This window comes from secondary endosymbiont of Ctenarytaina eucalypti (genome assembly GCF_000287335.1).
Lineage (GTDB): Bacteria > Pseudomonadota > Gammaproteobacteria > Enterobacterales > Enterobacteriaceae.
Map to the genome: position 1 here is coordinate 432,311 of NC_018419.1, position 26,842 is coordinate 459,152.

Consider the following 26,842-nt stretch of genomic DNA (forward strand, 5'->3'; position numbering starts at 1 on the left):
GCACAGATTCAAACACAAAGATGGCGTTGCATGTACTGTCCTAGTAGGACGGACAGAGTAGGTCGACTTGTCAGTGAACTAAGGAACCCTATGGTTTACTCCTATACCGAAAAAAAACGCATTCGTAAGGACTTCGGAAAACGTCCGAAGGTTTTAGACGTTCCCTATCTCCTCTCCATCCAGCTCGATTCCTTTCAAAAGTTTATCGAGCAAGATCCGGAAGGTCAGCACGGGCTGGAAGCAGCTTTCCGTTCCATATTCCCCATCCAGAGCTACAGCGGGAACTCTGAACTTCAATATGTCAGTTACCGGCTGGGTGAACCTGTTTTTGATGTCAAAGAGTGCCAGATACGTGGGGTGACGTTTTCCGCACCGCTACGTGCGAAGCTACGCCTGATTGTTTATGAGCGCGAAGCACCGGAAGGTACGGTAAAAAACATTAAAGAACAGGAAGTTTACATGGGTGAAATTCCACTCATGACCGACAACGGTACCTTTGTCATCAACGGCACTGAACGTGTTATCGTTTCCCAACTGCACCGCAGCCCCGGTGTATTTTTTGACAGCGACAAAGGTAAGACGCACTCCTCCGGTAAAGTGCTGTATAACGCGCGTATTATTCCCTACCGGGGCTCCTGGTTAGATTTTGAATTCGACCCGAAAGACAACTTATTCGTCCGTATCGACCGACGTCGAAAATTGCCAGCGACCATTATTCTCCGTGCTCTAAATTACAGCACCGGTCAGATCCTCGATACGTTCTTCGAAAAAGTAATTTACGAAATTCAGCATAAAAAACTGACAATGGAACTGATCCCTGAGCGACTACGTGGTGAAACAGCCTCGTGTGATATCAAGGCTCAGAACACCTTGTATGTCGAAAAAGGCCGCCGAATCACCGCCCGCCATATTCGACAGCTGGAACAAGACGGCGTTTCGCAGATCGAAGTGCCTATCGAATACATTATCGGTAAGGTAGTAGTAAACGATTACATCGATGAAAAAAGTGGTGAAATCATCTTGCACGCCAATATGGCGCTGACGCTAGACCTACTAGCTAAGTTAAGCGAGGCTGGCTACAAGCGTATTGAAACGCTCTTCACTAACGACCTAGATCACGGCGCCTATATCTCTGAGACGCTTCGCGTTGATCCTACCAACGATCGCCTGAGCGCACTGGTAGAAATTTACCGTATGATGCGTCCCGGTGAACCACCAACCCGCGAATCCGCTGAGACTCTATTTGAGCAGCTCTTCTTCTCGGACGATCGTTACGATCTTTCCGCGGTAGGCCGGATGAAATTTAACCGTTCGCTGCTTCGGGAGGAAATCGGCGGCTCTGGTATTCTAAGCAAAAACGACATCATTGACGTGATGAAGAAGTTAATTGATATCCGTAATGGTAAAGGGGAAGTCGACGATATTGACCACTTAGGAAACCGCCGCATACGCTCGGTCGGCGAAATGGCGGAAAACCAGTTCCGTGTTGGCCTGGTGCGTGTAGAACGGGCAGTGAAAGAGCGCCTCTCTTTAGGTGATCTGGATACCCTAATGCCGCAGGACATGATCAATGCCAAACCGATTTCAGCAGCAGTAAAAGAGTTCTTCGGTTCAAGCCAGCTGTCGCAGTTCATGGATCAAAACAACCCGCTATCCGAGATTACTCATAAGCGTCGTATCTCCGCGCTAGGCCCTGGTGGTCTGACACGCGAGCGCGCCGGCTTTGAAGTGCGCGACGTCCATCCGACTCATTATGGGCGCGTCTGCCCTATCGAAACCCCAGAAGGACCGAACATCGGCCTGATCAACTCATTATCCGTGTATGCCCGGACCAACGAGTATGGGTTCCTAGAAACACCGTATCGCCGTGTTCTAGATAGTATCGTCACCGACGAAATTCATTATCTATCAGCTATTGAGGAAGGAAACTTCGTGATTGCGCAAGCCAACACTAACCTCAGTGAAGATGGTCGTTTCGTTGATGATCTGGTAACCTGCCGAAGCAAAGGTGAATCCAGTCTGTATAGTCGCGACCAGGTTGACTATATGGATGTCTCCACCCAACAAATCGTATCGGTTGGCGCCTCGCTGATTCCCTTCCTAGAACACGACGACGCCAACCGCGCCTTGATGGGAGCGAACATGCAGCGTCAGGCAGTCCCCACACTGCGTACCGATAAGCCGCTGGTCGGCACCGGCATGGAGCGAGCAGTAGCCGTTGACTCAGGCGTGACCGCTGTTGCAAAACGCGGCGGAACAGTACAGTATGTGGATGCTTCCCGAATTGTCATTAATGTTAATACATCTGAAATGCATCCTGGCGAAGCAGGCATCGATATTTACAACCTGACAAAATATCTCCGATCCAATCAGAACACATGCATCAGCCAGACTCCCTGCGTTTCACTAGGAGAACCAATTGAGCGCGGTGACGTACTAGCCGACGGGCCGTCTACTGATCTAGGTGAGCTGGCGCTAGGTCAGAACATGCGTATTGCTTTCATGCCGTGGAACGGCTACAACTTTGAAGATTCCATGTTGGTCTCCGAACGCGTGGTGCAGGAAGATCGTTTAACTACAATTCATATTCAGGAACTAGCATGCGTGTCCCGAGACACAAAACTTGGCGCCGAGGAGATTACAGCCGACATCCCAAACGTAGGTGAGGCTGCGCTCTCTAAACTAGATGAGTCCGGTATCGTGTATATAGGCGCAGAAGTGACCGACGGCGATATTTTGGTAGGCAAGGTGACACCGAAAGGCGAAACTCAGCTGACGCCGGAAGAGAAACTCCTGCGTGCTATCTTCGGTGAAAAAGCTTCAGACGTCAAAGACTCGTCACTACGTGTACCAAATGGCGTTTCAGGTACTGTGATTGATGTTCAGGTATTTACCCGAGACGGCGTAGAAAAAGACAAGCGAGCGCTGGAAATCGAGGAAATGCAGCTCAAGCAGGCCAAAAAAGACCTGACCGAAGAGCTAAAAATCTTTGAAGCCGGTCTCTTTTCCCGTATCCGCAATCTACTGATTTCGGGCGGCATCGAAATAGGTAAGCTGGACCAGTTGCAAAAAGCGCTCTGGCTGAAACTATCCTTGAATGATAAAGAAAAGCAGAATCAACTTGAACAGCTATCTGATCAGTATGCCGAACTGAAGCAAGAGTTCGAGAAAAAGCTGGACGCCAAACGCCGAAAAATCACTCAGGGAGATGATCTAGCGCCTGGCGTTTTAAAAATCGTCAAGGTGTACCTCGCGGTAAAACGCCAAATTCAGCCAGGCGACAAAATGGCGGGTCGCCACGGAAATAAAGGGGTTATCTCCAAGATCAACCCAATTGAAGATATGCCTTACGATGAAAACGGTGTCCCGGTGGACATAGTGCTGAACCCACTGGGAGTACCTTCACGTATGAACATTGGCCAGATTCTGGAAACCCATTTAGGTATGGCTGCAAAAGGCATTGGCGTCAAGATCAATGCTATGCTCACGCAGGAAGGAGAAGTCGCCCCACTGCGGGAGTTCCTGCAAAAAGTCTACAATTTGGGTGATGACGTGCGCCAAAAAGTTGATCTCAAGACTTTCTCCGATGAGGAAGTGCTACGTCTAGCGGAGAACCTGAAAAAGGGAATGCCTATTGCCACTCCAGTGTTCGACGGCGCAAAAGAGAAAGAGATCAAGGAATTGCTACAGCTCGGGGACCTGCCAAGCTCAGGTCAGATCACTTTGTTCGATGGCCGGACCGGTGAAAAGTTTGAGCGCCCTGTTACCGTAGGTTATATGTACATGCTAAAACTCAACCATCTAGTTGACGATAAGATGCATGCGCGTTCTACTGGCTCGTACAGCCTAGTCACCCAGCAGCCGCTGGGAGGAAAGGCGCAGTTCGGCGGGCAGCGCTTTGGGGAGATGGAGGTGTGGGCCCTCGAAGCCTACGGCGCCTCCTACACCCTACAAGAAATGCTTACCGTCAAGTCAGATGACGTTAATGGTCGCACCAAGATGTATAAAAACATCGTGGACGGTAATCACATGATGGAACCCGGTATGCCGGAATCTTTCAATGTTCTGTTGAAAGAAATCCGCTCACTAGGCATTAATATCGATCTGGAAGAAGACTGATTTTCCGCCAAAGCCACAATGCGCACTGGTAATAAGGCACTGCAGCGTTTCAGGCGCCTAATAGGTCCAACTCCGACAGGAGCCAATCCGTGAAAGATTTACTTAAATTTCTGAAAGCGCAAACTAAAAACGAAGAGTTTGATGCGATCAAAATTGCGCTGGCCTCGCCAGACATGATCCGTTCCTGGTCTTTCGGTGAAGTAAAAAAGCCGGAAACCATTAACTACCGAACCTTTAAACCCGAGCGCGACGGCCTCTTCTGCGCGCGTATTTTCGGACCGGTAAAAGACTACGAATGCCTGTGCGGTAAGTATAAGCGATTGAAACACCGCGGCGTCATTTGTGAGAAGTGCGGGGTTGAAGTAACCCAGACCAAGGTGCGTCGTGAGCGTATGGGGCATATCGAGTTAGCATCGCCCACCGCCCACATCTGGTTTTTGAAATCGCTACCATCCCGCATTGGATTGCTGCTGGATATGCCGCTACGCGATATCGAACGCGTGCTATATTTTGAGTCCTATGTCGTCGTTGAAAGTGGCATGACCAACCTTGAGCGCCTTCAGATTCTGACTGAAGAGCAGTATCTAGACGCTCTTGAAGAGTTCGGTGATGAATTTGATGCTAAAATGGGCGCAGAGGCGATCCAGGTCTTGTTACAACAGATGGATCTTGAAAACGAATGCGAGAAACTGCGTGAAGAGTTAGCAGCAACTAATTCCGAAACCAAGCGAAAAAAGCTGACTAAGCGCATCAAGCTACTAGAAGCCTTTCTGCACAGTGGCAATAAGCCAGAGTGGATGATTCTAACCGTGCTTCCAGTACTCCCGCCGGATCTGCGACCACTGGTGCCGCTGGACGGCGGCCGCTTCGCAACGTCGGATCTGAACGATCTATATCGAAGAGTGATCAACCGCAATAACCGATTGAAGCGCCTCCTAGATCTAGCGGCGCCGGATATCATAGTGCGAAACGAAAAACGCATGCTGCAAGAATCCGTTGATGCCCTTCTCGATAACGGCCGCCGCGGTCGAGCCATTACTGGCTCTAACAAACGTCCTCTTAAATCGCTAGCGGATATGATTAAAGGTAAGCAAGGTCGTTTCCGACAGAATTTGCTTGGCAAGCGAGTCGATTACTCTGGACGTTCAGTTATTACCGTCGGTGCATGCCTGCGCCTTCATCAGTGCGGCCTCCCCAAGAAAATGGCGCTGGAGCTGTTCAAGCCATTTATTTACGGCAAGCTAGAACTGCGGGGTCTCGCAACAACAATCAAAGCCGCCAAGAAAATGGTTGAACGCGAAGAAGCTGTAGTCTGGGATATTCTAGATGAGGTTATCCGAGAACACCCAGTAATGTTAAACCGCGCGCCGACACTGCACCGTCTGGGCATCCAAGCGTTTGAGCCGGTACTAATTGAAGGTAAGGCTATTCAACTGCACCCTCTAGTGTGTGCAGCATATAACGCTGACTTCGACGGCGACCAGATGGCGGTACATGTTCCACTAACACTAGAGGCTCAGCTAGAAGCGCGCACGCTGATGATGTCCACCAACAACATCCTGTCTCCCGCCAATGGCGAGCCCATCATCGTACCGTCACAGGACGTAGTGCTAGGTCTTTACTATATGACCCGAGATCGGGTCAACGGCAAAGGCGAAGGTATGGTACTGACCGGTCCGAAAGAAGCCGAGCGTATCTACCGCGCTGGCGTAGCCGAGCTACATGCGCGTGTTAAAGTTCGTATTACGGAGCATGAACAACTTGCCAACGGCGAGTGGGCGGAGAATACCAGTTTAGTAGATACCACGGTTGGCCGTGCCATCCTATGGATGATCGTGCCAAAGGGATTGCCGTTCTTACTGGTGAATCAGTCACTAGGTAAAAAAGCCATCTCTAAGATGCTTAATACCTGTTATCGGGTGCTAGGTCTAAAACCGACCGTAATTTTTGCCGACCAGATCATGTACACCGGTTTCGCCTACGCCGCCCGTTCCGGATCCTCGGTCGGGATCGACGATATGGTGATACCAGAGAAGAAAGCCGAAGTGATTGATGAAGCCGAAGCCGAAGTCGCTGAAATACAAGAGCAATTTCAGTCGGGTCTAGTGACTGCCGGCGAACGCTATAATAAGGTTATTGATATCTGGGCTGCGGCTAACGAGCGTGTCGCTAAGGCCATGATGGATAATCTATCTATCGAAGCGGTAATGAACCGCAATGGCGAAGAAGAACGTCAGGCATCGTTTAACAGCATCTTTATGATGGCTGACTCTGGCGCCCGTGGTTCGGCAGCGCAAATTCGCCAACTAGCCGGTATGCGTGGTTTGATGGCAAAACCAGACGGTTCCATCATCGAGACGCCTATTACTGCAAATTTTCGTGAGGGTTTAAACGTACTCCAGTATTTTATTTCTACGCACGGAGCGCGTAAAGGTTTGGCGGACACCGCACTGAAAACAGCTAACTCCGGTTACCTAACCCGTCGCTTGGTCGACGTAGCGCAGGATCTGGTGGTTACTGAAGATGACTGCCTAACTTTTTCCGGCATTGTGATGGCCCCGGTTATCGAAGGCGGAGACGTGAAAGAGCCTCTGCGCGACCGCGTGCTCGGCCGCGTCACTGCGGAAGCTATCCTGAAACCAGGCAGCGAAGATATTCTCGTTGAGCGCAATACCCTATTGAATGAGCAGTGGTGTGACGTTCTAGAAAAAAACTCCGTAGATAGCATCAAGGTGCGTTCGGTCGTGACCTGCGACACTGATTTCGGTGTGTGCGCTAACTGCTATGGCCGCGATTTAGCGCGTGGTCATAGGGTAAATAAAGGAGAAGCCATCGGCGTTATCGCTGCACAGTCGATAGGCGAACCCGGAACTCAATTGACTATGCGTACATTCCATATCGGAGGAGCGGCATCCCGTGCTGCGGCTGAATCCAGCATTCAGGTCAAGAGCAAAGGAACCATTCGTCTCAGCAATGCCAAGTTTGTAGTGAACTGTAGTGGAAAGCTGGTAATCACTTCACGCAATACTGAAATGAAGTTGATTGATGAATTTGGCCGTACCAAAGAAAGCTATAAAGTGCCTTATGGCGCAGTCATGGCCAAAGGTGATGGTGCAGAAATCATGGGGGGCGAAACTGTTGCTAATTGGGATCCGCATACTATGCCGGTTATCACTGAAGTCGACGGTTTCGTACGCTTCACTGACATGATCGACGGGCAGAGTATTACACGCCAGACAGATGAATTAACCGGCTTGTCCTCTATTGTAGTATTAGATACTGCTGAGCGTACAGGAGGCGGTAAAGATCTACGTCCAGCTCAGCGGATTGTTGATGCTAATGGTAATGATGTACTGCTTCCGGGAAGCGATATGCCCGCACAGTACTTCCTGCCAGGAAAAACGATCGTACAGCTGGAAGACGGCGCTAAAATTACCGGAGGCGATACACTTGCCCGTTTACCGCAGGAAACGAGCGGAACCAAGGATATTACCGGTGGCCTACCGCGCGTTGCGGATCTGTTTGAAGCCCGCCGACCGAAAGAGCCAGCTATTCTGGCCGAGATCAGCGGCATTGTTTCCTTCGGTAAAGACACTAAAGGGAAGCGGCGGCTGGTTCTCTCGCCGGTAGATGGCAGCGACGCTTATGAAGAAATGATCCCGAAATGGCGTCAGCTCAACGTATTTGAAGGTGAGCGCGTAGAGCGCGGCGATGTAATTTCTGACGGACCGGAATCGCCGCACGACATTCTTCGGCTACGCGGCGTGCATGCAGTAACCCGCTATATAGTCAATGAGGTTCAGGAGGTCTATCGTCTACAAGGCGTTAAGATCAACGATAAGCATATCGAAGTTATCGTGCGTCAGATGTTGCGTAAAGCAACGATCGTTAGCAGCGGTAACTCAGAGTTTTTGGAAGGTGAACAAGCGGAATACTCACGCATCAAAATAGCTAATCGTCAGTTAGAAAATAACGATCAGGTAGCAATAACCTATATGCGCGATCTGCTCGGCATCACAAAAGCCTCACTAGCTACAGAGTCGTTTATCTCAGCAGCATCATTTCAAGAAACTACGCGCGTGCTAACAGAAGCAGCTGTAGCCGGGAAACGCGATGAGCTTCGTGGCCTGAAGGAAAACGTCATTGTAGGACGGTTAATTCCGGCCGGTACCGGTTACGCGTACCATAAAAAACGCGCCCGAAATCATCAGAAAAACGAAGCGCCTATCGCACCTCAGATTACCGCCGATGAAGCGTCTGCCAACCTAGCTGAACTGCTGAACGCAGGGATGAGCAGTAGGGTAGAAGACTGATAGTTATTAGCATTATCTTCGCACTACTCTATTTAGGCCAAAAACGCTCCTTACGGAGCGTTAAATTCAATACAAATTCATTGAAAATCAAAGGGTAGCATGTTTTTTGTTATAAACAGCTTTTATTTGATTCTTCAAGAGACAATATCAAAAATTTTTACGATACATAGTACATATTCTGCATGGCAAGGCCAGCATTAGGCCACTTTTCCCTCAGTTAAGTACATTAATACTTTCAAAGGAGGCGAGGGGGTCCTGGCAGAATAGGTCCGGCAATTGGGATGCTGATTTCACGAGCATAGCAACAGGTCATAACTATAAAATGGTGCCATGCTATCTTAATGTTAGAGTCAGACCTATGATGCAAGTAGAAGAAAAACCGTGAAAACCTAACTGATAGTATGTGAAGCATCTCTGGCATCACCGGATGCTATGCTCCAAGCGATGGATCTATGCTACCATGAGCATGAAATAACAAAACAACCTGAGATGTCCTAAAGCGCACATTCCTTTCTTCCTAGGAAAAACACTCAATAGATGCGAATAAAAATAAATTAAACGCCTGTGTTTAGCTCTCTTCTCTAGGATGGCTCCCTCTTGACATGATGACATCCTAGCGACTCTCCAAAAGGCTCGGGTTAGCATACCTCTACGGATCATTATTCCCAGGCAAGTGTAAATTCTCAGTGTACATCTTGATAATTTATAGCGCCGACACGAAAGATTTAAAATCCCTTCATGCTCTAATTGATAAACAATCACGTATTAATGCGTCGCGCAGTGAACGTAACCCGGTTAAGAATGTGGGTCGCGGCAGGACGTGAAGTGCATATTACTCCCCACTAGCGCTGCTACCATAGCACCGGCAATATCCCGGAGAGGCGGAATGAACGCATCCCGTACAACTAAAGATCATTATAGTGGCAATTAAAAATATGATTGAACGTAAATAGTCGATATAGTTCCTATTATAGGCCTCAGTTATGAGGTCACCATTGGCGATACAGATAAAGACCGGGGTACCTCCTCGCCAATAGCATTGAACGACCGAAGAAGCAGTATATTAAACGCAAAGAGGAGCTGCCACGGCAGAAACTCATAGTATAAGCGCGCACTTTAGCTCATTACGCAGCTACTGAATACAACACTGAATCTAGCTACTGCAATATCATTAGTATCCAGACATTGAAAAATGAGCACAAGATTACTTAACTGTAGCATTGTCTTACTCGCTACTTAACTGGAAGTAGTAGAGGGCTTATTCAAAAATAAAACGTTGAGTCATCTTTTAATCCTGCCCCCAGCTCCATCCATTATAAAATATAGTCTTTATGGCAACTATAAGGTATAGAATGCTTAGCTGAATGACTTACAAAAAGGTGCTCAAACAGTGGGAGGCCCTAACCGGATAGAAACCCTATCAAGATGATGCAAATCATGAAATAGATGCTCTTTCCTATTACCGAGTCCATATCAATATCGATTCGGGCATCCACAGCTATCTGGGCGTGGGGCGTGCGACACATGTAAATATCTTTACTAATTTATCGTAGAGCGGTTCCAGTGATGTATGGGCTCTGACAGAGCTTGATACAGAAAACATCAGTTAACAATTCAAACGCTTTTCAGGAACGCCTAATAACATCCGCATATGGCATGTGCTATGTTATGCTATACAAATCTAAAATTTTACCAGTATCGTTTCTCATGTTGATTCAATTGTATAGAGTAATTGATCGTCTTCGAGTCGTGATGCAACATTTCCTACGCAATGCCCTGAGTAGTGCACCTACTCATACTAGCGGGAGCCGATCGCAATATTCATAAATAATTTTTGTTGACATACGCAACAGATGATTTAAAAAAGCACAATATTCATGATTCGTGACTTTTGTCACTATAGGCTATTACGGATTGCATGTTCATTTGTACAAGGACATTTAGATAACTGATGTTGATCAACGTCAATCACAAGTGTGTGGGCCTCGCACGACGCCGACTGGTCTCTGTAACTTCTAATTGTACAGGAAGATTTCATAACACAATGATTCACCTCGATATGACCAGAATTATAACTAATAGTCATAATAGCCTAGCATGATTCTTTATTGTTTAATAAAAAACACTTTTATCACCGATAAGTAAGCGGTACGGATAGTTAACGTGAAAGAATTACGCTGCATGAAAATAGAACGTAACCCCTTCCGAGACTATTCAGCTGAATCGGCACTTTTCGTGCGCCGCGCCCTAGTAGCAGTTGTAGGAATTTTTCTGCTGACTAAAATACTAGTCTTCAATCTTTACCATTTACAAATCGTCTGCTGCGAGTCTTACCGCACCCGGTCCAACGAAAACCGCATCAAACTGCTTCCCATTGCACCCAGCCGAGGCATTATCTACGACCGAAATGGTACACCGCTGGCGCTGAATCGTACTATTTATCAGCTAGAATTAGTACGGGGAAAAGTATCGGATTTAGACCAAACCATCAAGGACCTACATGCAATAGTAGAATTGACAAATGACGATATTGCCAATTTTAAAAAAAAGTGCAACCAATCCCGACGCTTTACCTCGCTTCCGCTAAAAGTTGGCTTAACCGACGTTCAGCAAGCACGTTTCGCCGTCAATCAGTATCGCTTCCCTGGCGTCGCAATAAAGGGCTATGAGCGTCGCTACTATCCCTACGGATCCGCGCTGACCCATGTTATCGGCTATGTATCGAAAATTAACGACCGAGACGTGAAACGTCTACAGAAAGATAGCACGTTACAGAACTATGCTGCCACCCAAGATATTGGCAAATTAGGTATCGAACGCTACTATGAAAGCACGTTACACGGGAAGGCTGGTTACGAAGAGGTTGAGGTTAATAATCACGGCCGGGTCATTCGACAACTTCACCAGCAGCCGCCGCAGGCGGGAAAAGATATTACCCTGACACTAGACCTTCGCTTACAGCAATATGTCGAGAAACTGCTAACAGGAAGCCGAGCCGCGATGATCGTAACTGATCCCCGGGACGGCGGAATTCGTGCCCTCGTCTCACACCCTAGCTACGATCCGAATCTGTTTGTCGATGGCATTTCCAAAAAGAATTACCGCGCGCTACTCGAAGACGAAAACCGCCCGCTAATTAATCGAGCCACTCAAGGCACCTACCCTCCTGCCTCCACTGTAAAACCCTATATCTCTGTCTCCGCTCTCGCCATTGGCATAATAAATAAAAACTTCTCGCTGTTTGATCCGGGCTGGTGGCAATTGCCCGGTTCGGAAAAACGCTATCGCGACTGGAAGCGATGGGGGCACGGCTGGTTGAACGTCACTCGAGCTCTAGAGGAGTCGGCAGATACCTTCTTCTATCAGATTGCCTATAACATGGGCATCGACAGGCTTTCGGAATGGATGACCAGATTTGGCTACGGTCAATATACTGGCATTGATCTGTGTGAGGAGCGAACAGGCGTGATGCCAACCCGTGACTGGAAAATATCGCGCTTCAAAACACCCTGGTACCAGGGCGATACCATTTCCGTTGGTATCGGCCAAGGCTACTGGACTGCAACGCCAGTGCAAATGTCAAAAGCATTAATGACACTGATTAACGACGGCGCGGTGCGCGTGCCACATCTTCTCTACTGTACGCGAGAAAATGGCCGCCAGGTTTACTATCGTCAACAGACATATGAGCAAATTGGTGATCCCCGCTCCTCTCACTGGAAGATAGCGAAAGACGGTATGTATGGAGTAGCCAACCGTCCGAACGGCACGGCAAGTAAGAGTTTCGCCAGCGCACCTTACAAAGCGGCAGCAAAGTCTGGCACCGCCCAAGTTTATAGTCTAAAAGCACATGAAACCTATAATGCTCAAAAAATTGCCGAACGTCTACGCGATCATAAGATGATGACAGCTTTTGCACCTTATGATAAGCCCACAGTAGGAGTCGTGGTGATTTTAGAAAACGGCGGTAGCGGCCCGGCAGTCGGTACCATTACCCGTCAAATATTAGATCATATTTTCCTGGAGGATAACTCTACACACTTACTGGAAGAGGCTACGTCCGTACTACCAGGAAGTGAGAGTAATTAATCGATCATGACTGAGAATCAACATAGTTCCAGGTGGAACAAGCTGCACATTGACGTCATTCTCTTGAGTTTCGTCACCCTTCTACTAATTTATAGCGCGGTAGTCGTGTGGGGTGCTAGCGGCCAGGATGTCGTTATGATGAAACGTAAAATTTTCCAGATTGCTATCGGTTTAATAGTGATGCTATTGATGGCGCAGGTACCACCACGCGTCTATGAGGCCTCGGCTCCCTATCTCTATATTTTCTGCGTGTTGCTACTTGTTTTAGTAAACATCTTTGGACAAATCAGTAAAGGCGCCCAGCGTTGGTTGGATCTGGGCTTTATCCGCTTTCAACCTTCGGAAATCGCAAAAATAGCCGTGCCGTTGATGATTTCGCGCTTTATCAATCGCGAAATCTGTCCACCATCGCTGAAAAATACCGCTATCGCACTGGTGATGATTTTTGTTCCCGCGATATTAGTGGCAATGCAGCCTGATCTAGGTACCGCTATTCTGATCACAGCATCCGGTTTTTTCGTCCTCTTTCTTTCTGGGATGAGCTGGACACTGATCGCTGTGGCGGCTTTTCTACTATCGGCGTTTACCCCCATACTGTGGTTCTTTTTGATGCATGATTACCAGCGGGAACGGATTATAATGCTCTTTAATCCTGAAAGCGACCCCCTAGGCGCCGGATACCATATCATTCAGTCGAAAATCGCTATTGGCTCCGGTGGCCTGTCCGGAAAAGGCTGGCTACATGGTACTCAGTCTCAGTTAGATTTCCTGCCTGAACGCCACACAGACTTTATTTTTGCAGTGCTGGGGGAAGAGCTAGGGCTAATAGGCGTTTTAATTCTTCTTGCCCTTTACTTGGCCATCATTATCCGTGGGTTGGTGATAGCAGCACGGGCACAGAATACTTTTAGCCGAGTCATGGCTGGTGGTTTAATGCTAATTTTATTCGTTTATGTGTTCGTGAATATCGGCATGGTTAGTGGTCTCTTGCCAGTAGTTGGCATACCTTTACCGCTAGTAAGCTATGGAGGCTCGGCTCTGATTGTCTTAATGGCAGGGTTTGGTATAGTCATGTCGATCCATACTCATCGAAAAATGTTATCTAAGCACTTATAAAGTAAAGTTCAGTCATGCTTATGCTATAGAAAATCTATAATTTGAAACAACTCACACCAACCTACAAATCTTAATAGAAATGAATAGTGACGTGCGGCGCGACCCCGCTAAACAGTCGGAAAAAACTACGACTGATGTGGTTTGATTAACTAATTCGGACGAGTTACCGCTCATGCTATATTGAAAAGATCATTGTTTTTCCCTGAAACCAGGTGATGAAGGTACCGATACCGAAGCCTAACTGCGGTGTCGTGCTTTAGGTAGCTAATGACAACTGCGCAGCAGTCGCTCATTACCTAGCCGGAAGCAGGATAGATTCGCAGGGATAATGAATACTTATGTCAGCGCGCGAAGGTTTAAATGCTTATTTTCAATCCGTACATGCTCTACATGCCCCCAAAAAATTGATATCTACCCTGGACTACATATGGTAATGATCGATCAGGTGCTCGTTGCGCAGTGACTGACGAGTACAGTACTTATGAAAAAACATTCACCTGCAACAATACTCACCAGCCAAAATAGCAGATGCGAAAAATCTATGATAAAAAGCATAAAAACGGAACGCAGCACTTTACTGAAAAAATAAAGCTTATTATATAAATACTGCTTTGACTTCTCTGCCATGAAGAGCCGATTGACTAGGACAGGAAACTACATCCTGCAGGTGTATCTAGTCCCGTATGGTTGTCGCGTTGTGATCACGCGGATAGAGAAAAAATCATATCTTTTATTAGGTTGCGCTACTTTTTAAGATAGGATTTGATGCCTATATTGCCAAAAATAGGAATTAATTTACTTTATTACGTTAGCTATCGTATCTAGTAACTGTTTTAAAAAATATTTTATTTTTATCAGATAATTGACTCAATTCATTTTTAAGCAATCTGCTTATAATGTTAGAATAAATTGTTCATAAATGCACCGTAAATATCTAGAGCTATCTAGTAAAAACTGCATGGCGGCGTCAGAGTCGCACTTTAACTTCCAGTAATATATGCAGGGATCAATGTGCAGTTTTGATATGCCGACTTGACGCATGCCCTTCTACGAACAGTAGACGCGTCGCACTAAAGAAACATATAGCAAGCCATAATGCTCTTCTCTCGTTCCCAAAAACCTCTCAATTCTATCAACATTAACATTCTTTTCCCACTAGAGAAAATTTGTTAAATACATTAGCGTCACTATCGATATGCAAATTTCTTAAATCGATAATCCTCTATTTAACATCCTGCCCCTGCTAACTTTCACAGCATTTTTTGTATCATGCATTTAATAATGCATATTGGGACATTAATTTAACCTCACCTCATCTTGTCAGAGATGGACCCTAGTCTCTATAATTACAGAATTATATTTGTTCATTTCTGTATAGAGGGTTGACTTTTCCCGCCGTCACAGATTCATCTCCATGACAGTTAGCAGGAGTTTTTATTGAAAACCAAACTGCATGAATTGCTAGAATTTCCATGTTTTTTTACCTATAAAGTCATAGGTATGGCTCAGGTAGAATTAGTTTCTCAAGTAGTACAAGTAGTACAGCAGCACGCCCCAGGCAATTATGCTCCGAAAATTACACCTAGCAGAAAAGGTCATTACCATTCCCTTTCTATTACCATTACAGCTACACACATCGAACAGGTAGAGAGGCTGTACTCAGCGCTTGGGAAGATAGATATCGTACGTATAGTATTATAAGATCGGAGCTCATTATGTTAGAGAGTTTTGTGATTCGTCAACTGGGTTTACAGCCTTATGAAAAAGTGGTGCGAGCCATGCGCCGCTTCACAGATGATCGCAAGGCTAGCAGTACCGATGAGATATGGCTAGTACAACATCCGCAGGTTTTTACCCAAGGACTGGCTGGTAAGGCCGAACATTTACTGCAGCCAGGTAGTATTCCGGTCATACAAAGCGATCGTGGAGGGCAGGTAACCTTTCATGGCCCGGGACAACAGGTGATGTATATTCTGTTGGACCTACGGCGCTTCCAGTTGGAAGCTCGAGGCCTGATTACGCAGCTCGAGAGCACAGTTATATCCACCCTCGCGCACTTTTCTATTTCCGCCCACACCATCGCCCAAGCACGTGGTGTCTACGTCAGCGCTGATAAAATATGTTCGCTCGCTTTACGTATCCGAAAGCACTATTCCTTCCATGGGCTCGCGTTAAACGTGGATATGGATCTATCGCCTTTTCTTCGCATCAACCCCTGTGGCTATCCCGGCTTGCGAATGACTCAGGTGAGTGATCTAGCCCCCGGTAACGGTATTGATGATGTAGCACCAGTGCTGCTCGCACAATTTCTTCACCTTTTGAATGCCCGTAGCAGCTCAATACAGGACTGGGATCCCACGCAGTACGATACGTGAGCCTATGAAAGTATAAAAGCTACTATTCGCGCAGTATTGAACTCATCAGGACATCTTCTTCGTTCACTATTTTTAAAGAAAAAGTTATACTAACCCTGATAATCGTGTGATGTTTACGTAACAGGCGGATAACGCAATCTTTAGTCTATCGCATTCTGGCTTGGAGCTCTAGCATCTATGAATAAACCGATACAGATAAAGCGTGGTATAAAATACCTTGATGCTGAAAAAATGGCTTTAATTCCCATCACAACCATCGCATTCGAGCATCAGGAAATCTTGCGCAAACCAACCTGGATGAAAATTAAACTACCCTCGGACTTGAGTCGTATTCATCAACTCAAGTCCGTCATGCGTAAAAACAATCTTCATTCGGTCTGCGAAGAAGCCTCTTGCCCAAACTTAACAGAATGCTTTAACCGTGGCACCGCCACTTTTATGATCTTGGGAGTAATCTGCACCCGGCGTTGCCCGTTCTGTGATGTAGCACACGGGCGCCCGTTGCCCCCAGATACCAGTGAGCCAGAAAAACTAGCGCAAACCATAGTCGATATGGGACTGCGCTATGTCGTGGTGACGTCCGTTGATCGCGATGATTTGCGTGACGGAGGTGCCCAGCATTTTGCCAATTGCATTAGTGCAATTCGGAATAAAAATCCTCTTATTCATATTGAAACCTTAGCGCCGGACTTCCGTGGCTGTATGACCCGCGCGCTGGAGATAATAACTACCGCGCCGCCTGATGTTTTTAATCACAATCTTGAAAATGTGCCACGTCTATATCGCCAGGTCCGCCCAGGCGCCAACTATCACCATTCGCTTAAGTTGCTTGAAAATTTCAAGACCGCCAACCCGCATCTACCAACTAAATCCGGTCTGATGGTCGGACTAGGTGAAACCAACTCTGAAATTATTGAAGTAATGCGAGATATACATCGTCATGGTGTGACGATGCTAACGCTAGGCCAATATCTTCAACCTAGTCGCTATCATTTACCGGTTAAACGCTATGTCAGCCCGCGGGAATTTCTCGAGATGAAGCAAGAAGCGCTGTCGATTGGATTTACCCATGTTGCATCTGGGCCCTTCGTGCGCTCATCATATTATGCAGAGTTGCAAGTTAAAGGTATCGAAGTTAAATAAGTGGCGGAGATGAGCTCCCAGAAAGTGGAATGATTTTCAGTATTTAGCTTGTGTACATAACAGCAGTTTCAAGAGCTGTTTCTGAAACAGCCTGAAAGGTCAGGTAATGTCATGTCAAAAATACCAGCATAGCGAAAATGACTATCAGGAGATGAGGGGCGCTGTGCTACTCATTAATTTCTCTGTTTACTTGCTTAGGCAGCAGTAGCAGCACAGATACTCGAGCTTTTTCAGGCTGAGGAGCATAAGATTACTAAAATTTAGAAAGCGTAGAAGGCCTATCATTGTTGTCATAATGCTATTTAAGGAAGATAATTAAAGATGTTTACCAATGCGGTGCTATAAGCAGTGTTTCTGCAGTCATCATATGTGCTTAACCACTTAGTTATCATCACAATATGCTCAGAAGTGATGATAACTAAATCATAAATAAGACTCAGATCTTGTAGGGAAGTTAATACACAGACTTTATAACAACATAAAGCTTTCACTGCTTTGATAATATAATGTAAATTATTGACCATAATATCGGAGGAGGTGAGATTCGAACTCACGAAAGGTTACCCTTCGCCGGTTTTCAAGACCGGTGCCTTCAACCACTCAGCCACACCTCCAAAGAACATAAAGACAAACAAAATTATACCGGTTGTAAACCCCACGTTTCGCTATTGTGAACGGTAAACATCACTTCGCTTTACACTAAAGAGCAGATAATTTCAAACATCAAACATTAAAACGCTCCTTGTCTCATCGCATAGTGTTAATTTTAATACATGACGCTCTATGAAAAACAAAGTTAAAACTCCTGATTCTTGCTTGCTACTTAGGACGAGGCGCGCAAGAAAGGCGCCACTCACTCTAATAGAGTAAATACATGCGTCAGCGATTAGCTACATGCACAGATAAAACTGATCTTGAAGAACATGATGCACTCGGATCTGGTTAGATAGAGTTATCAGAGGCACTTTTTAGCCTGGCAATAAAGGCGTAACGGGCTCAGAGTGACTACATTGTTCAATTTATCAAGTTTCTGCCAAATTTCAGGACGATTTTTACTCAGCGCAACGAAAAGTTTATGAATCTCAGTAAATACATTTAATGTACGGTGACGTTTCACTCATTCCATCATTGAATAAAGTGCACCTTGACCATTACTAGCGCTATCTTATAGTCACGTAGACTCAAGAAATGACGCTAAAATTTTTTCATAAGCTTTCAGATATCTGGTAGCATCGATTGCTCTGCTACCGTTTTTCTCTAAAGATCATTACAACAACTTAAATGCTGATTAATAGCCACGTTGTTACGCTGACCAGCGTGATTTTTCAAAAACTTAGATAAACTTAGATAGACTTCACTTCCCTCTTCATTTCCAACAGGAAGAGTAGTCTGGAACAGTAATATATATTGTAAAAACGTTATCTACCCCCTAGCTGTATTATCTTCTTTGTAAAATCAGACAAAGTTTGCGCATCTTCATTGTAGCAGTGAAATCGATTAATAGATAGATAGTTTCATAAATCTCGCCATCAACTACGGGATAGGATATGTGCCACACTATATATATCTCTACACTAGGGGCTCATCTCAGAGCGTTTCGATCTTTCTTCAATAAACATATGGCAGCATGTGCTATCTGTTTTAATTTTGAGATATACTATGTTGGCTCGCACGCTGTAAAAAAAATACTCTTTCAGATTTGTAGCTGTTCTAGAAATTTAAAAATCGAGTAAATAAATCTCTATCTCATTCAGCACTAGCAGCGAACAATGCTATTTGAGAGTTTTTATTGAGAACAATTTGATAGATATAAACTTTTGATTTTTAATCAAAACCATATGATGTCCCAATAAATAGATGAAGCTGATTTAGTAAATACTGAACATATTATCTTATTCAATACATCAAGATGGTAAAAATCATCTGGTGCTCCTGATCACAAAAAAAGCGCCCCTGATTCCGAAGACGCCCCCTCATCTGAGTCGTAGACTCCCTGGAAACACAGGGAGAGATACTAGCTACCTATATTTAGGATACACTTAAACATTCTATTCACCATTCCATATGATTGAGCAGAATCACGCGATTGATCAAGGATCATCTAAGTACCCTCAATCATACCTCAAAAAAAATTAGATGACCGCTCCCAGAAGCGGTCATCTTTCTTTGTCAAAAACCTCGGGGTATTTTATAAATTTAGATAACCATAATTCGCAATCAAGTGAGAACGCGGAAAGCGTCAAGGTGCGCGTTACCTAATCCACCTATTAGAAATACTGGACACCACCACCCGTATCACATAAAAGCATTCTGCTAGCGCATGCGCTTTTGCTTAATAATGTTCTTTAACATCAAAGCACTTCCGGGTGGCTGCGAAAGCCTTTTAATTCATTCTCTAAGTGTATCCCCTCTGGAAAAAATCATTAGAAAATCGCTAACGCTGACGTCATAGCGCCCCTCATAAAACCAATGTGTACGGCGCGTTCCGTGTCACAGCACATAGATAAAGCGCCGTATATTGTTATAGTAAGAATATCAATCCTCTCTTTATAATCTTAATCCTAATTACTTTGATGCAATAAGGTCGACTTGCGCATTATCGATTAGTCGCACATTACCGAGCCAGGCGCTGAATAATACCACAGCCTTTCGGCTGTCTATTTTTAATGGCTGCAATGTTTCTGTATCTCGGATTGCCAGCATATCGGGCCTGATACCGCGCTGCAGCAATTGCGCAGCCGCGGTCGCTAATAGATGATCCGTATGCCTTTCCCCGGCTCTTAACTGCTCAACTAATTGCATGAGCACCTGGTAAAGCAGCGGTGCTAGGTGACGCTCTGCAGGATTTAGATATTTATTACGCGAACTACATGCGAGTCCATCGGCATCACGAACCGTTGGTACACCAATAATTTCAATATCATAGTTCATGTCTCTTACGAATTGACGAATAAGAGCTAACTGTTGAAAGTCTTTTTCACCAAAGCAGGCCAGGTCCGGCTGGACTACATTAAATAGTTTGCTAACAATAGTAGCCACACCGCGAAAATGGCCTGGCCGACTTTCGCCCTCTAGAATATTAGCGAAGCGCGGTACCTCTAAGAAGGTATGACCAGAAAAACCTTCAGGATACATCGCAGAGGTCGGCGGGACAAAGACCATATCTACACCGCAACAAGTCAATTTTTCACAGTCTTCCCGTAGCGTCCGTGGATAGGCTGCTAAGTCTTCGTCTCGATCAAACTGCATGGGATTGACGAAAACGCTAACCACTACCTTGTCATTTTTGCTAGCACGAGCAGCGTTAATAAGCCTCATGTGTCCTTCATGCAAATTGCCCATGGTCGGGATGAGAGCAATGCGTTTATGGTCTTGACGCCATTGTTGAATTGTTTGACGCAGAATCATGGGCCATTTAATCATCAGCATGCGAGTGTCCTTTATGAGTAAAAGCTGTGTTCTGCGGCGGGAAAATGTCCAGATTCAACCTCTTGCACATAGCGACGCACAGCAGTAGCAATATCCCCACCCGCCGAGAGAAAATTACTGGAGAAAGAGGGTGCGCTATCGCCGGTGATCCCAAGAGCATCCTGCATGACCAAGATCTGTCCATCGGTCACAGGGCCAGAGCCTATTCCAATAACCGGAATGGTCAATGCCTGCGTGACTCGCTCCGCCAGTCCTACCAGCACGCACTCAAGTACCAGTAGCTGTGCACCAGCCTGCTCCAGCGAAAGCGCATCGGCTAGTAGTTGCTCCGCACCTGCAGGATCTCGACCTTGAACTTTATAGCCGCCAAAAATATTTACCGATTGCGGTGTCAAGCCAAGGTGTCCGCAAACAGGTACCGCCCGCTCGGTTAGACTGCTAACAATGTCCGTCAGCCATGCGCCTCCCTCCAGTTTTACCATGTTAGCACCCGCACGCATTAACGCTGCTGCATTCTCATAAGCTTGAAACGATGTCGCATAGCTCATAAAAGGTAGATCCGCAAGCAGAAAGCATGAGGGAGCGCCGCGGCGCACACAGTGTGTGTGATAAACGATATCTGCTACAGTAACTGGCAGCGTAGAGACATGACCCTGCATTGTCATGCCCAATGAATCGCCCACAAGCATGATCTCGACGCCCTGTTCAGCGAACAGGCGGGAAAATGCGGCATCGTAGGCAGTCATTGAAGCAAATTTTCGCTGTTGTTGCTTCCAGTTGCGTAAATGAGCAATGGTGGTCATAGTATACAACCTCTGTACCGCAGGGGGCACCTGCTATTAGCTGAATGAATAGTGCTCATTTTAATAGAAGTGTTACCAGGGAGATAGCCATTTATCGAACATAAAATTTATGTCTGTGAATAAGACCTTCGCTTGCTTATACAGTGGCCCTGGAAAATGGGCTCTGCGGGGCTGTAGGCTATAAGCACGAGATGCCTTAGGGAAGCATCAGAGTATTGTCATTTTAGTTACCCCGCCACCTTACAAACCGCTACTACTTCTCCCAATATCGAAGGCCGTTACGCGGCACCTGACGCAATCGTTCGGTTAACGCAACACCGCCGGGTAATAGCAGCTCCGGCTCACTCTCAAAAAGGGGATACAGCATGAATTCACGATTATGCATATCGTAATGCGGTACAGTTAAACGGGGTGTACCGATAATACGATCGCCAAAGAGCAAAATATCCAGATCCAGTGTGCGAGGTCCGAAACGAGACGTTTTCCGGGCACGTCCCTGACATAATTCAATGGCCTGAGTGTAACTTAGTAGTGTGTCAGGTGTGAGGGTGGTGTCTAATGCTACGACGGCGTTCAAGAAATCGGGCTGATCCTTCGGGCCGAGAGGGCGACTGCGGTAGTAAGAGGAAACGTCAACAAGACGTGTTTTCGGCAGGCTGTCGAGCGCCTCGAGAGCAGCGCTTACCTGCTGAACCGGCCTAGAAAGATTGCTTCCTATCCCCAGCCAGACACGCTCTATGAGGCACTGTCCTGATTGGGCCGCCCGGCAGCGCGAACGAGTAAGAACTAACTGGTCATCAGCAAACGTAGTCAGCATATTTTTCCCCGCGGCGGTTCGCACTTAATTGAACCTCTCCCCACCATTGGCTCAGCCGCTGTAATTCAGCGTTATTTTCTACTTCAGCCCGAAGCATAAGCAAATCATAGGCCGCCTGGAATGTAGAATCTTCAGTTAGCTTATGAGGGTGCTTTCCCTGGCGACGTGATAGCCTCAGCTGTAGTTGCCAAATATCCCGCATTAGTACGGTTAATCGTTTGGGTATCGCTAGAGTACGGCATTGTTCGTCGAGAACATCGCTCATCGCTACCGCGAAAGCATTAAAATAAGATAGGCCGCTACCCTGAGTAAGTTTCCGTGCATGCTCTAACAAAGGATACCAAAGCATGGCGGCAAATAATAAAGCCGGATTGATTTGCATATTATTGTGAAAGCATTGATCTGTATTAGCTAGTACACGGGTCACCATATGCTCCATATAACTTTTACCGTGCTCAGTGAAATTACGGCTGATCAACGGGAAAAGCGGCTGGACAAGCTGGTATTCTCTCAGCAGACGATAGCTAGCTTGACCGTAGCCGGCCTGTAACAGCTTGAGTGCTTTTTCAAGTAGCCGCGCTGGGGGAATATCGCGTAACAAAGCAGCAAGCCGCGGGATCGGTTCCGCGGTTTCATGACTGATGCTCATCTTCAGCTTAGCTGCGAAGCGCACTGCGCGCAACATTCGGACCGGATCCTCTCGGTAACGGGTCTCCGGATCGCCAATAAGCCGAAGGGTGCCTTCCCTTAAATCTTTGAGTCCGCCAGTATAATCGCGCAAAGTAAAATCAGCCAAGCTGTAATACAAGCTATTCACAGAGAAGTCTCGGCGCTCGGCGTCTTCTTCAATGGATCCGAAAATATTATCACGCAGCAACATACCGTTATGGTCGGTAAGAGCGGCAACCACCGATTCTCCCTTGGCCTCAAGAACCTGATGATGACCACGAAACGTAGCGACTTCGATAATTTCAGACCCGAACATAACGTGCGCGAGGCGAAATCGCCTGCCAACCAGGCGACAGTTACGAAAAAGTTTACGCATCTGTTCTGGGGTGGCATTGGTAGTAATATCAAAGTCTTTAGGCTTTTTACCCAGCAGTAGATCGCGTACGCCACCGCCGACTAAATAGGCTTCGTATCCCGCTTTATTCAAGCGGTATAGTACCTTTAAAGCATTTGCACTAATCTCTTTACGAGAGATGGAGTGCTGGTTTCTCGGAATGATCGTCAATAGGCGTTGAGCCTTTGGCGCCGGTTCGGCGCGTTCAGGATTTCGTACCTTGCGAAAAACGTTAGATGCTCGGGTAAAAATATTACACCTCAATGGTAATAAATAAAAACAACGCAACAAAGCAACAAACGATAGCTCACCTCGTCAAGCTTAAGTGCTGAGGAAGTGACCAGCCCTTTCAGGACCGATCGATTCTGAAACAGCGTTAAGTAGCTAGTTGTACAGTAATTAATTTAACATGCACTCAAGACATAATAGCGCGCCACGTTGGTGGCTACTAGTGTAACAGTAGTACCATTTTCCCTAGCAAGCTATCAGAAGAGCCGGCATCACGAGCACCAGCGCTAGGTACGCGGTGATGCTGCTTTCCGGGCAATCTTGAAATACAGAGAACCGTCGTAGTTTTAGACAGAGGGAGATGCCCAGGGAGGGTCGGCGTTATAGCCTATGCGCAGCCCCTGCATCGACGCCCTTCCTACAAAAAGGGCATTTCTCACAACAACCTGCTGAACGCTACTAAAAGTAGTTGACATTAAAACGAGTAGAACGACAGAAAGAAACAAAGCGTTTTTCTAGCGCAAAGAGAGCTCTATCAGGCTGATAACAGTGTTGCCATCGCAGGTATCGCAATGTCTCATAATGCTTCGTCAGTAACAACCTAGCGCATCGATATGATACTTACCCTGCCATCTGCTTTTCGCGAATTTCGGCGACAGTCTTACAGTCAATGCACAAATCGGCGGTTGGTCGAGCTTCTAGACGACGAATGCCTATTTCTACCCTGCAGGATTCACAGAAGCCAAAATTATTGTCTTCTACTTTCTTGAGAGTTTTCTCAATTTTTTTAATCAATTTACGTTCTCGGTCACGGTTACGCAGCTCAAGGCTAAACTCTTCTTCCTGCGCGGCACGGTCTACTGGATCTGGAAAATTGGCAGCCTCATCCTGCATGTGTGAGACAGTACGCCCTACTTCATCTCTAAGTTGATTACGCCAGGCCTCAAGAATACGCTTGAAATGCAGCAACTGTGCTTCATTCATGTATTTTTCACCAAGCTTTTGATGGTATGGCTCCACCCCAGCGATGGCGAGAATGCTTAAGGAGGATGTCTTACGGTAATACCTTGATTGCATGTTTCTTCTCCTTTTAACACGCACAAGCGATCCCCAATATGGGGGAATAAGTCGATATAAATAGCAGATGACGCTAAGATTGGCAATTATTCAACCTTGTTGAATAAAAGAGAATTTATGACAAATGATCTACTAATTGCGTGATTGCACTCAATAGAAGTGCTGTCTGGAATACTGAATAACGCCTAATCTAGTTAAATGCTTTAGCTACGCCTATAGCTTGACCTACCATGTATCATGGTCACGCAGACTTAGAGGATCACCCAACGGTATGGGGAAATAAATAATGAACATTGCAGCCAGCGACCCCGCCCCCCCCGAAAAGCACTGTCTTGCTGTTAGCCAGCATTCAGCATGATGACTCATGATGAATGCTAATTGTATTTTGTAAATTAATAAATTGCATATTTATCAGTGCAAGGAAATAATTCATTTACATAAAATATAGTGATTTAATTAGAATTAATAAAGAAAATGACACTTCCGCGACAGCCAGAATTTTCTGCTATAAATACACAAAAACAACGGGATGCTCTATCCATGTCGTAATGATTTATGGCATTTCCGCGGAAAGAGTCGCGGGATGGACGTATTAAAAGCGAAAAAACTTTAGGGACTAGACATGGTTTATGTCTACTTAATGCTATTTTCAGTACTTCATCAAAACACTTAGTGAGATAGCTTCGGATACCCTATCGAAAATAAGCAAGAGCGATAAAAAAGGGCTCGTAGGCCCGTTCTGCAACACGCACAATACCGAATTAGCATAGTATCGGTCAATAATCGCGACTCTAATTTATTAATTATGCGTTTTGATGTTAAGAAGCTATCGAAAGAGGCCTTAGTTAAGTCGTAGAGTATTATTTTTTTATTATACATTTGCAGTAGAGCATGCTTGACTTCTTGGATCTATCGTTCTTTTATCACGCCTAGCTTTATGAAAGAACGATATAGAAATTAATCGTTTCACGAAACGAACAGCATAAAGTTTTTTTTCAATAAAGATTCGTAAAACGTGATGTTATCTACCAGTTTTCTAAAGCAGCTATTTCTGTTCGATGTCAAAACTATTTCATATCAAGCACCCAAGCCTATCGCTCTTTTAATGTGAGTTTTGCTATAACTCTATTCAAAAACACCATACACCAACATATCATGCATATCCCTATATGATGCTTTCAAAAAAGCATCATATAGGGATATTGAACAATATCCTGAATATTTTTTTTCAGATCGACCTAGAAAATTACACCACAACAGATTGCAGATAACATCGCACTTGATGCTAGGGTCGTATTATCAGTTTTCAAATACGCGAAAAAGGATCTGAATGTAAAGAACAAAAACCTCTATCGCTATTTAGAGCCGATTTTTCTCGCATAAAAACAGTATTCTAATCTCATATTGTTTGTAAGAAAATATATCGGCTCTACAGAAATTATTAGCATCATTGTTACATGACTAGTGCATGACCTTGTGTGATGTTTTATTGGCCTCATCTGGTCATCTTACAAGTCATGATATATCCGGGGAAGGAAGAAGCTCTCCTACTTGACTTTGGTTGTTGTTTCAAATTAAACGTCATTTATAAAATACATACTATCATTTATAAACATGTACTATATATTGGTAAGAATGCTTCCTTGAGCTTATAAAAGGTGCATGACAACCTGATTGTCAGGGCGTAATAAGTTTATGTCAAGTTTCCGAGGAGAATCGTACATCCTCTTCCTGAGCATCTTGCTATTATTGTATCTTTTTAGTTAATCTAGCATTATCAAGCCGATGAGAAACGACTTGCTCCACTGCAACCATAAATCATTTCCGTCTTTATACCCAAAAAACACCCCCAACTAGCCCATTATCACAGAAGTAACTGGTATAGACCACTATCCGAAAGATGTTAGCTGCCTAACTAGGCCATATGACAATGCTAATAAAATATATTATGCACCTCAATCTTAGTTATGCACGCCTCTTTATCCAGGGACGGCAATCCAGTCCCCATTCTCTAATCAGTCTAGAGCTAGATTCATGTCTCATGCTTTTACTTTACTTCAAGGTAAAGTAAAATGCACTCTTATCATTAGGAACCTTTACTACTAAAGCAAAAGTTCCTAATGTGTCAGCAATAATTAATGCTTCCTTACCTTTACTATATGTTAAGCCATCTCGTTTTCGCTAACTAGATCTCTTTTCGGGCAGGCTGTTCCTCTTCACCTGGGAAATAAGCTTTAATATTTTCGGAGGGCTAGCGTACCCATCAAACG

12 protein-coding genes and 1 tRNA gene are annotated in these 26,842 nt (G+C 45.5%); 7 read left to right on the plus strand and 6 right to left on the minus strand.

Features of this window, described 5'->3' with window-relative positions:
* Positions 1 to 90 precede the first annotated feature (90 nt).
* From rpoB to lipA, 7 genes are all read left to right on the plus strand, one after another.
* A complete protein-coding gene (gene rpoB / locus A359_RS01135; protein WP_014887974.1) occupies positions 91 to 4,119 on the plus strand; it encodes a DNA-directed RNA polymerase subunit beta in 4,029 nt (1,342 codons plus the stop codon).
* An 89-nt stretch (positions 4,120 to 4,208) separates the two neighbouring features.
* Positions 4,209 to 8,432: a DNA-directed RNA polymerase subunit beta' gene (rpoC, locus tag A359_RS01140; RefSeq protein ID WP_014887975.1), complete on the plus strand. Its 4,224-nt coding sequence runs from the start codon at positions 4,209 to 4,211 to the stop codon at positions 8,430 to 8,432.
* 2,181 nt (positions 8,433 to 10,613) lie between these two features.
* On the plus strand, positions 10,614 to 12,521 hold the full coding sequence (mrdA, locus tag A359_RS01145; RefSeq protein ID WP_044104692.1) for a peptidoglycan DD-transpeptidase MrdA: 1,908 nt from the start codon (positions 10,614 to 10,616) through the stop codon (positions 12,519 to 12,521).
* Between the two features lie 6 nt (positions 12,522 to 12,527).
* Positions 12,528 to 13,637, plus strand: coding sequence for a peptidoglycan glycosyltransferase MrdB (mrdB, locus tag A359_RS01150; RefSeq protein WP_014887978.1), 1,110 nt, complete (start codon positions 12,528 to 12,530; stop codon positions 13,635 to 13,637).
* Between the two features lie 1,437 nt (positions 13,638 to 15,074).
* A complete protein-coding gene (gene ybeD, locus A359_RS01155) occupies positions 15,075 to 15,338 on the plus strand; it encodes a DUF493 family protein YbeD (protein ID WP_014887979.1) in 264 nt (87 codons plus the stop codon).
* Between the two features lie 14 nt (positions 15,339 to 15,352).
* A complete protein-coding gene (lipB, locus tag A359_RS01160; protein WP_014887980.1) occupies positions 15,353 to 16,012 on the plus strand; it encodes a lipoyl(octanoyl) transferase LipB in 660 nt (219 codons plus the stop codon).
* 177 nt (positions 16,013 to 16,189) lie between these two features.
* Positions 16,190 to 17,155 carry a lipoyl synthase gene (lipA, locus tag A359_RS01165; RefSeq protein WP_014887981.1) on the plus strand — a complete coding sequence of 322 codons (966 nt, stop codon included), beginning with the start codon at positions 16,190 to 16,192 and terminating at the stop codon, positions 17,153 to 17,155.
* A 529-nt stretch (positions 17,156 to 17,684) separates the two neighbouring features.
* On the opposite strand, the gene A359_RS01170 is transcribed toward lipA, so the two are convergent.
* From A359_RS01170 to dksA, 6 genes are all read right to left on the minus strand, one after another.
* Positions 17,685 to 17,769, minus strand: a tRNA-Ser gene (locus A359_RS01170).
* A gap of 1,951 nt (positions 17,770 to 19,720) precedes the next feature.
* On the minus strand, positions 19,721 to 20,584 hold the full coding sequence (gene panC / locus A359_RS01175) for a pantoate--beta-alanine ligase (protein WP_014887982.1): 864 nt from the start codon (positions 20,582 to 20,584) through the stop codon (positions 19,721 to 19,723).
* Positions 20,585 to 20,595: 11 nt separating this feature from the next.
* Positions 20,596 to 21,387 carry a 3-methyl-2-oxobutanoate hydroxymethyltransferase gene (panB, locus tag A359_RS01180; RefSeq protein WP_014887983.1) on the minus strand — a complete coding sequence of 264 codons (792 nt, stop codon included), beginning with the start codon at positions 21,385 to 21,387 and terminating at the stop codon, positions 20,596 to 20,598.
* Between the two features lie 253 nt (positions 21,388 to 21,640).
* Entirely contained in the window at positions 21,641 to 22,126 is a 486-nt protein-coding gene (gene folK, locus A359_RS01185) for a 2-amino-4-hydroxy-6-hydroxymethyldihydropteridine diphosphokinase (protein ID WP_044104695.1), read from the minus strand.
* A gap of 58 nt (positions 22,127 to 22,184) precedes the next feature.
* Positions 22,185 to 23,519 carry a polynucleotide adenylyltransferase PcnB gene (gene pcnB / locus A359_RS01190; protein WP_160142738.1) on the minus strand — a complete coding sequence of 445 codons (1,335 nt, stop codon included), beginning with the start codon at positions 23,517 to 23,519 and terminating at the stop codon, positions 22,185 to 22,187.
* Positions 23,520 to 24,116: 597 nt separating this feature from the next.
* On the minus strand, positions 24,117 to 24,572 hold the full coding sequence (dksA, locus tag A359_RS01195; RefSeq protein WP_014887986.1) for an RNA polymerase-binding protein DksA: 456 nt from the start codon (positions 24,570 to 24,572) through the stop codon (positions 24,117 to 24,119).
* Between the last annotated feature and the right edge of the window lie 2,270 nt (positions 24,573 to 26,842).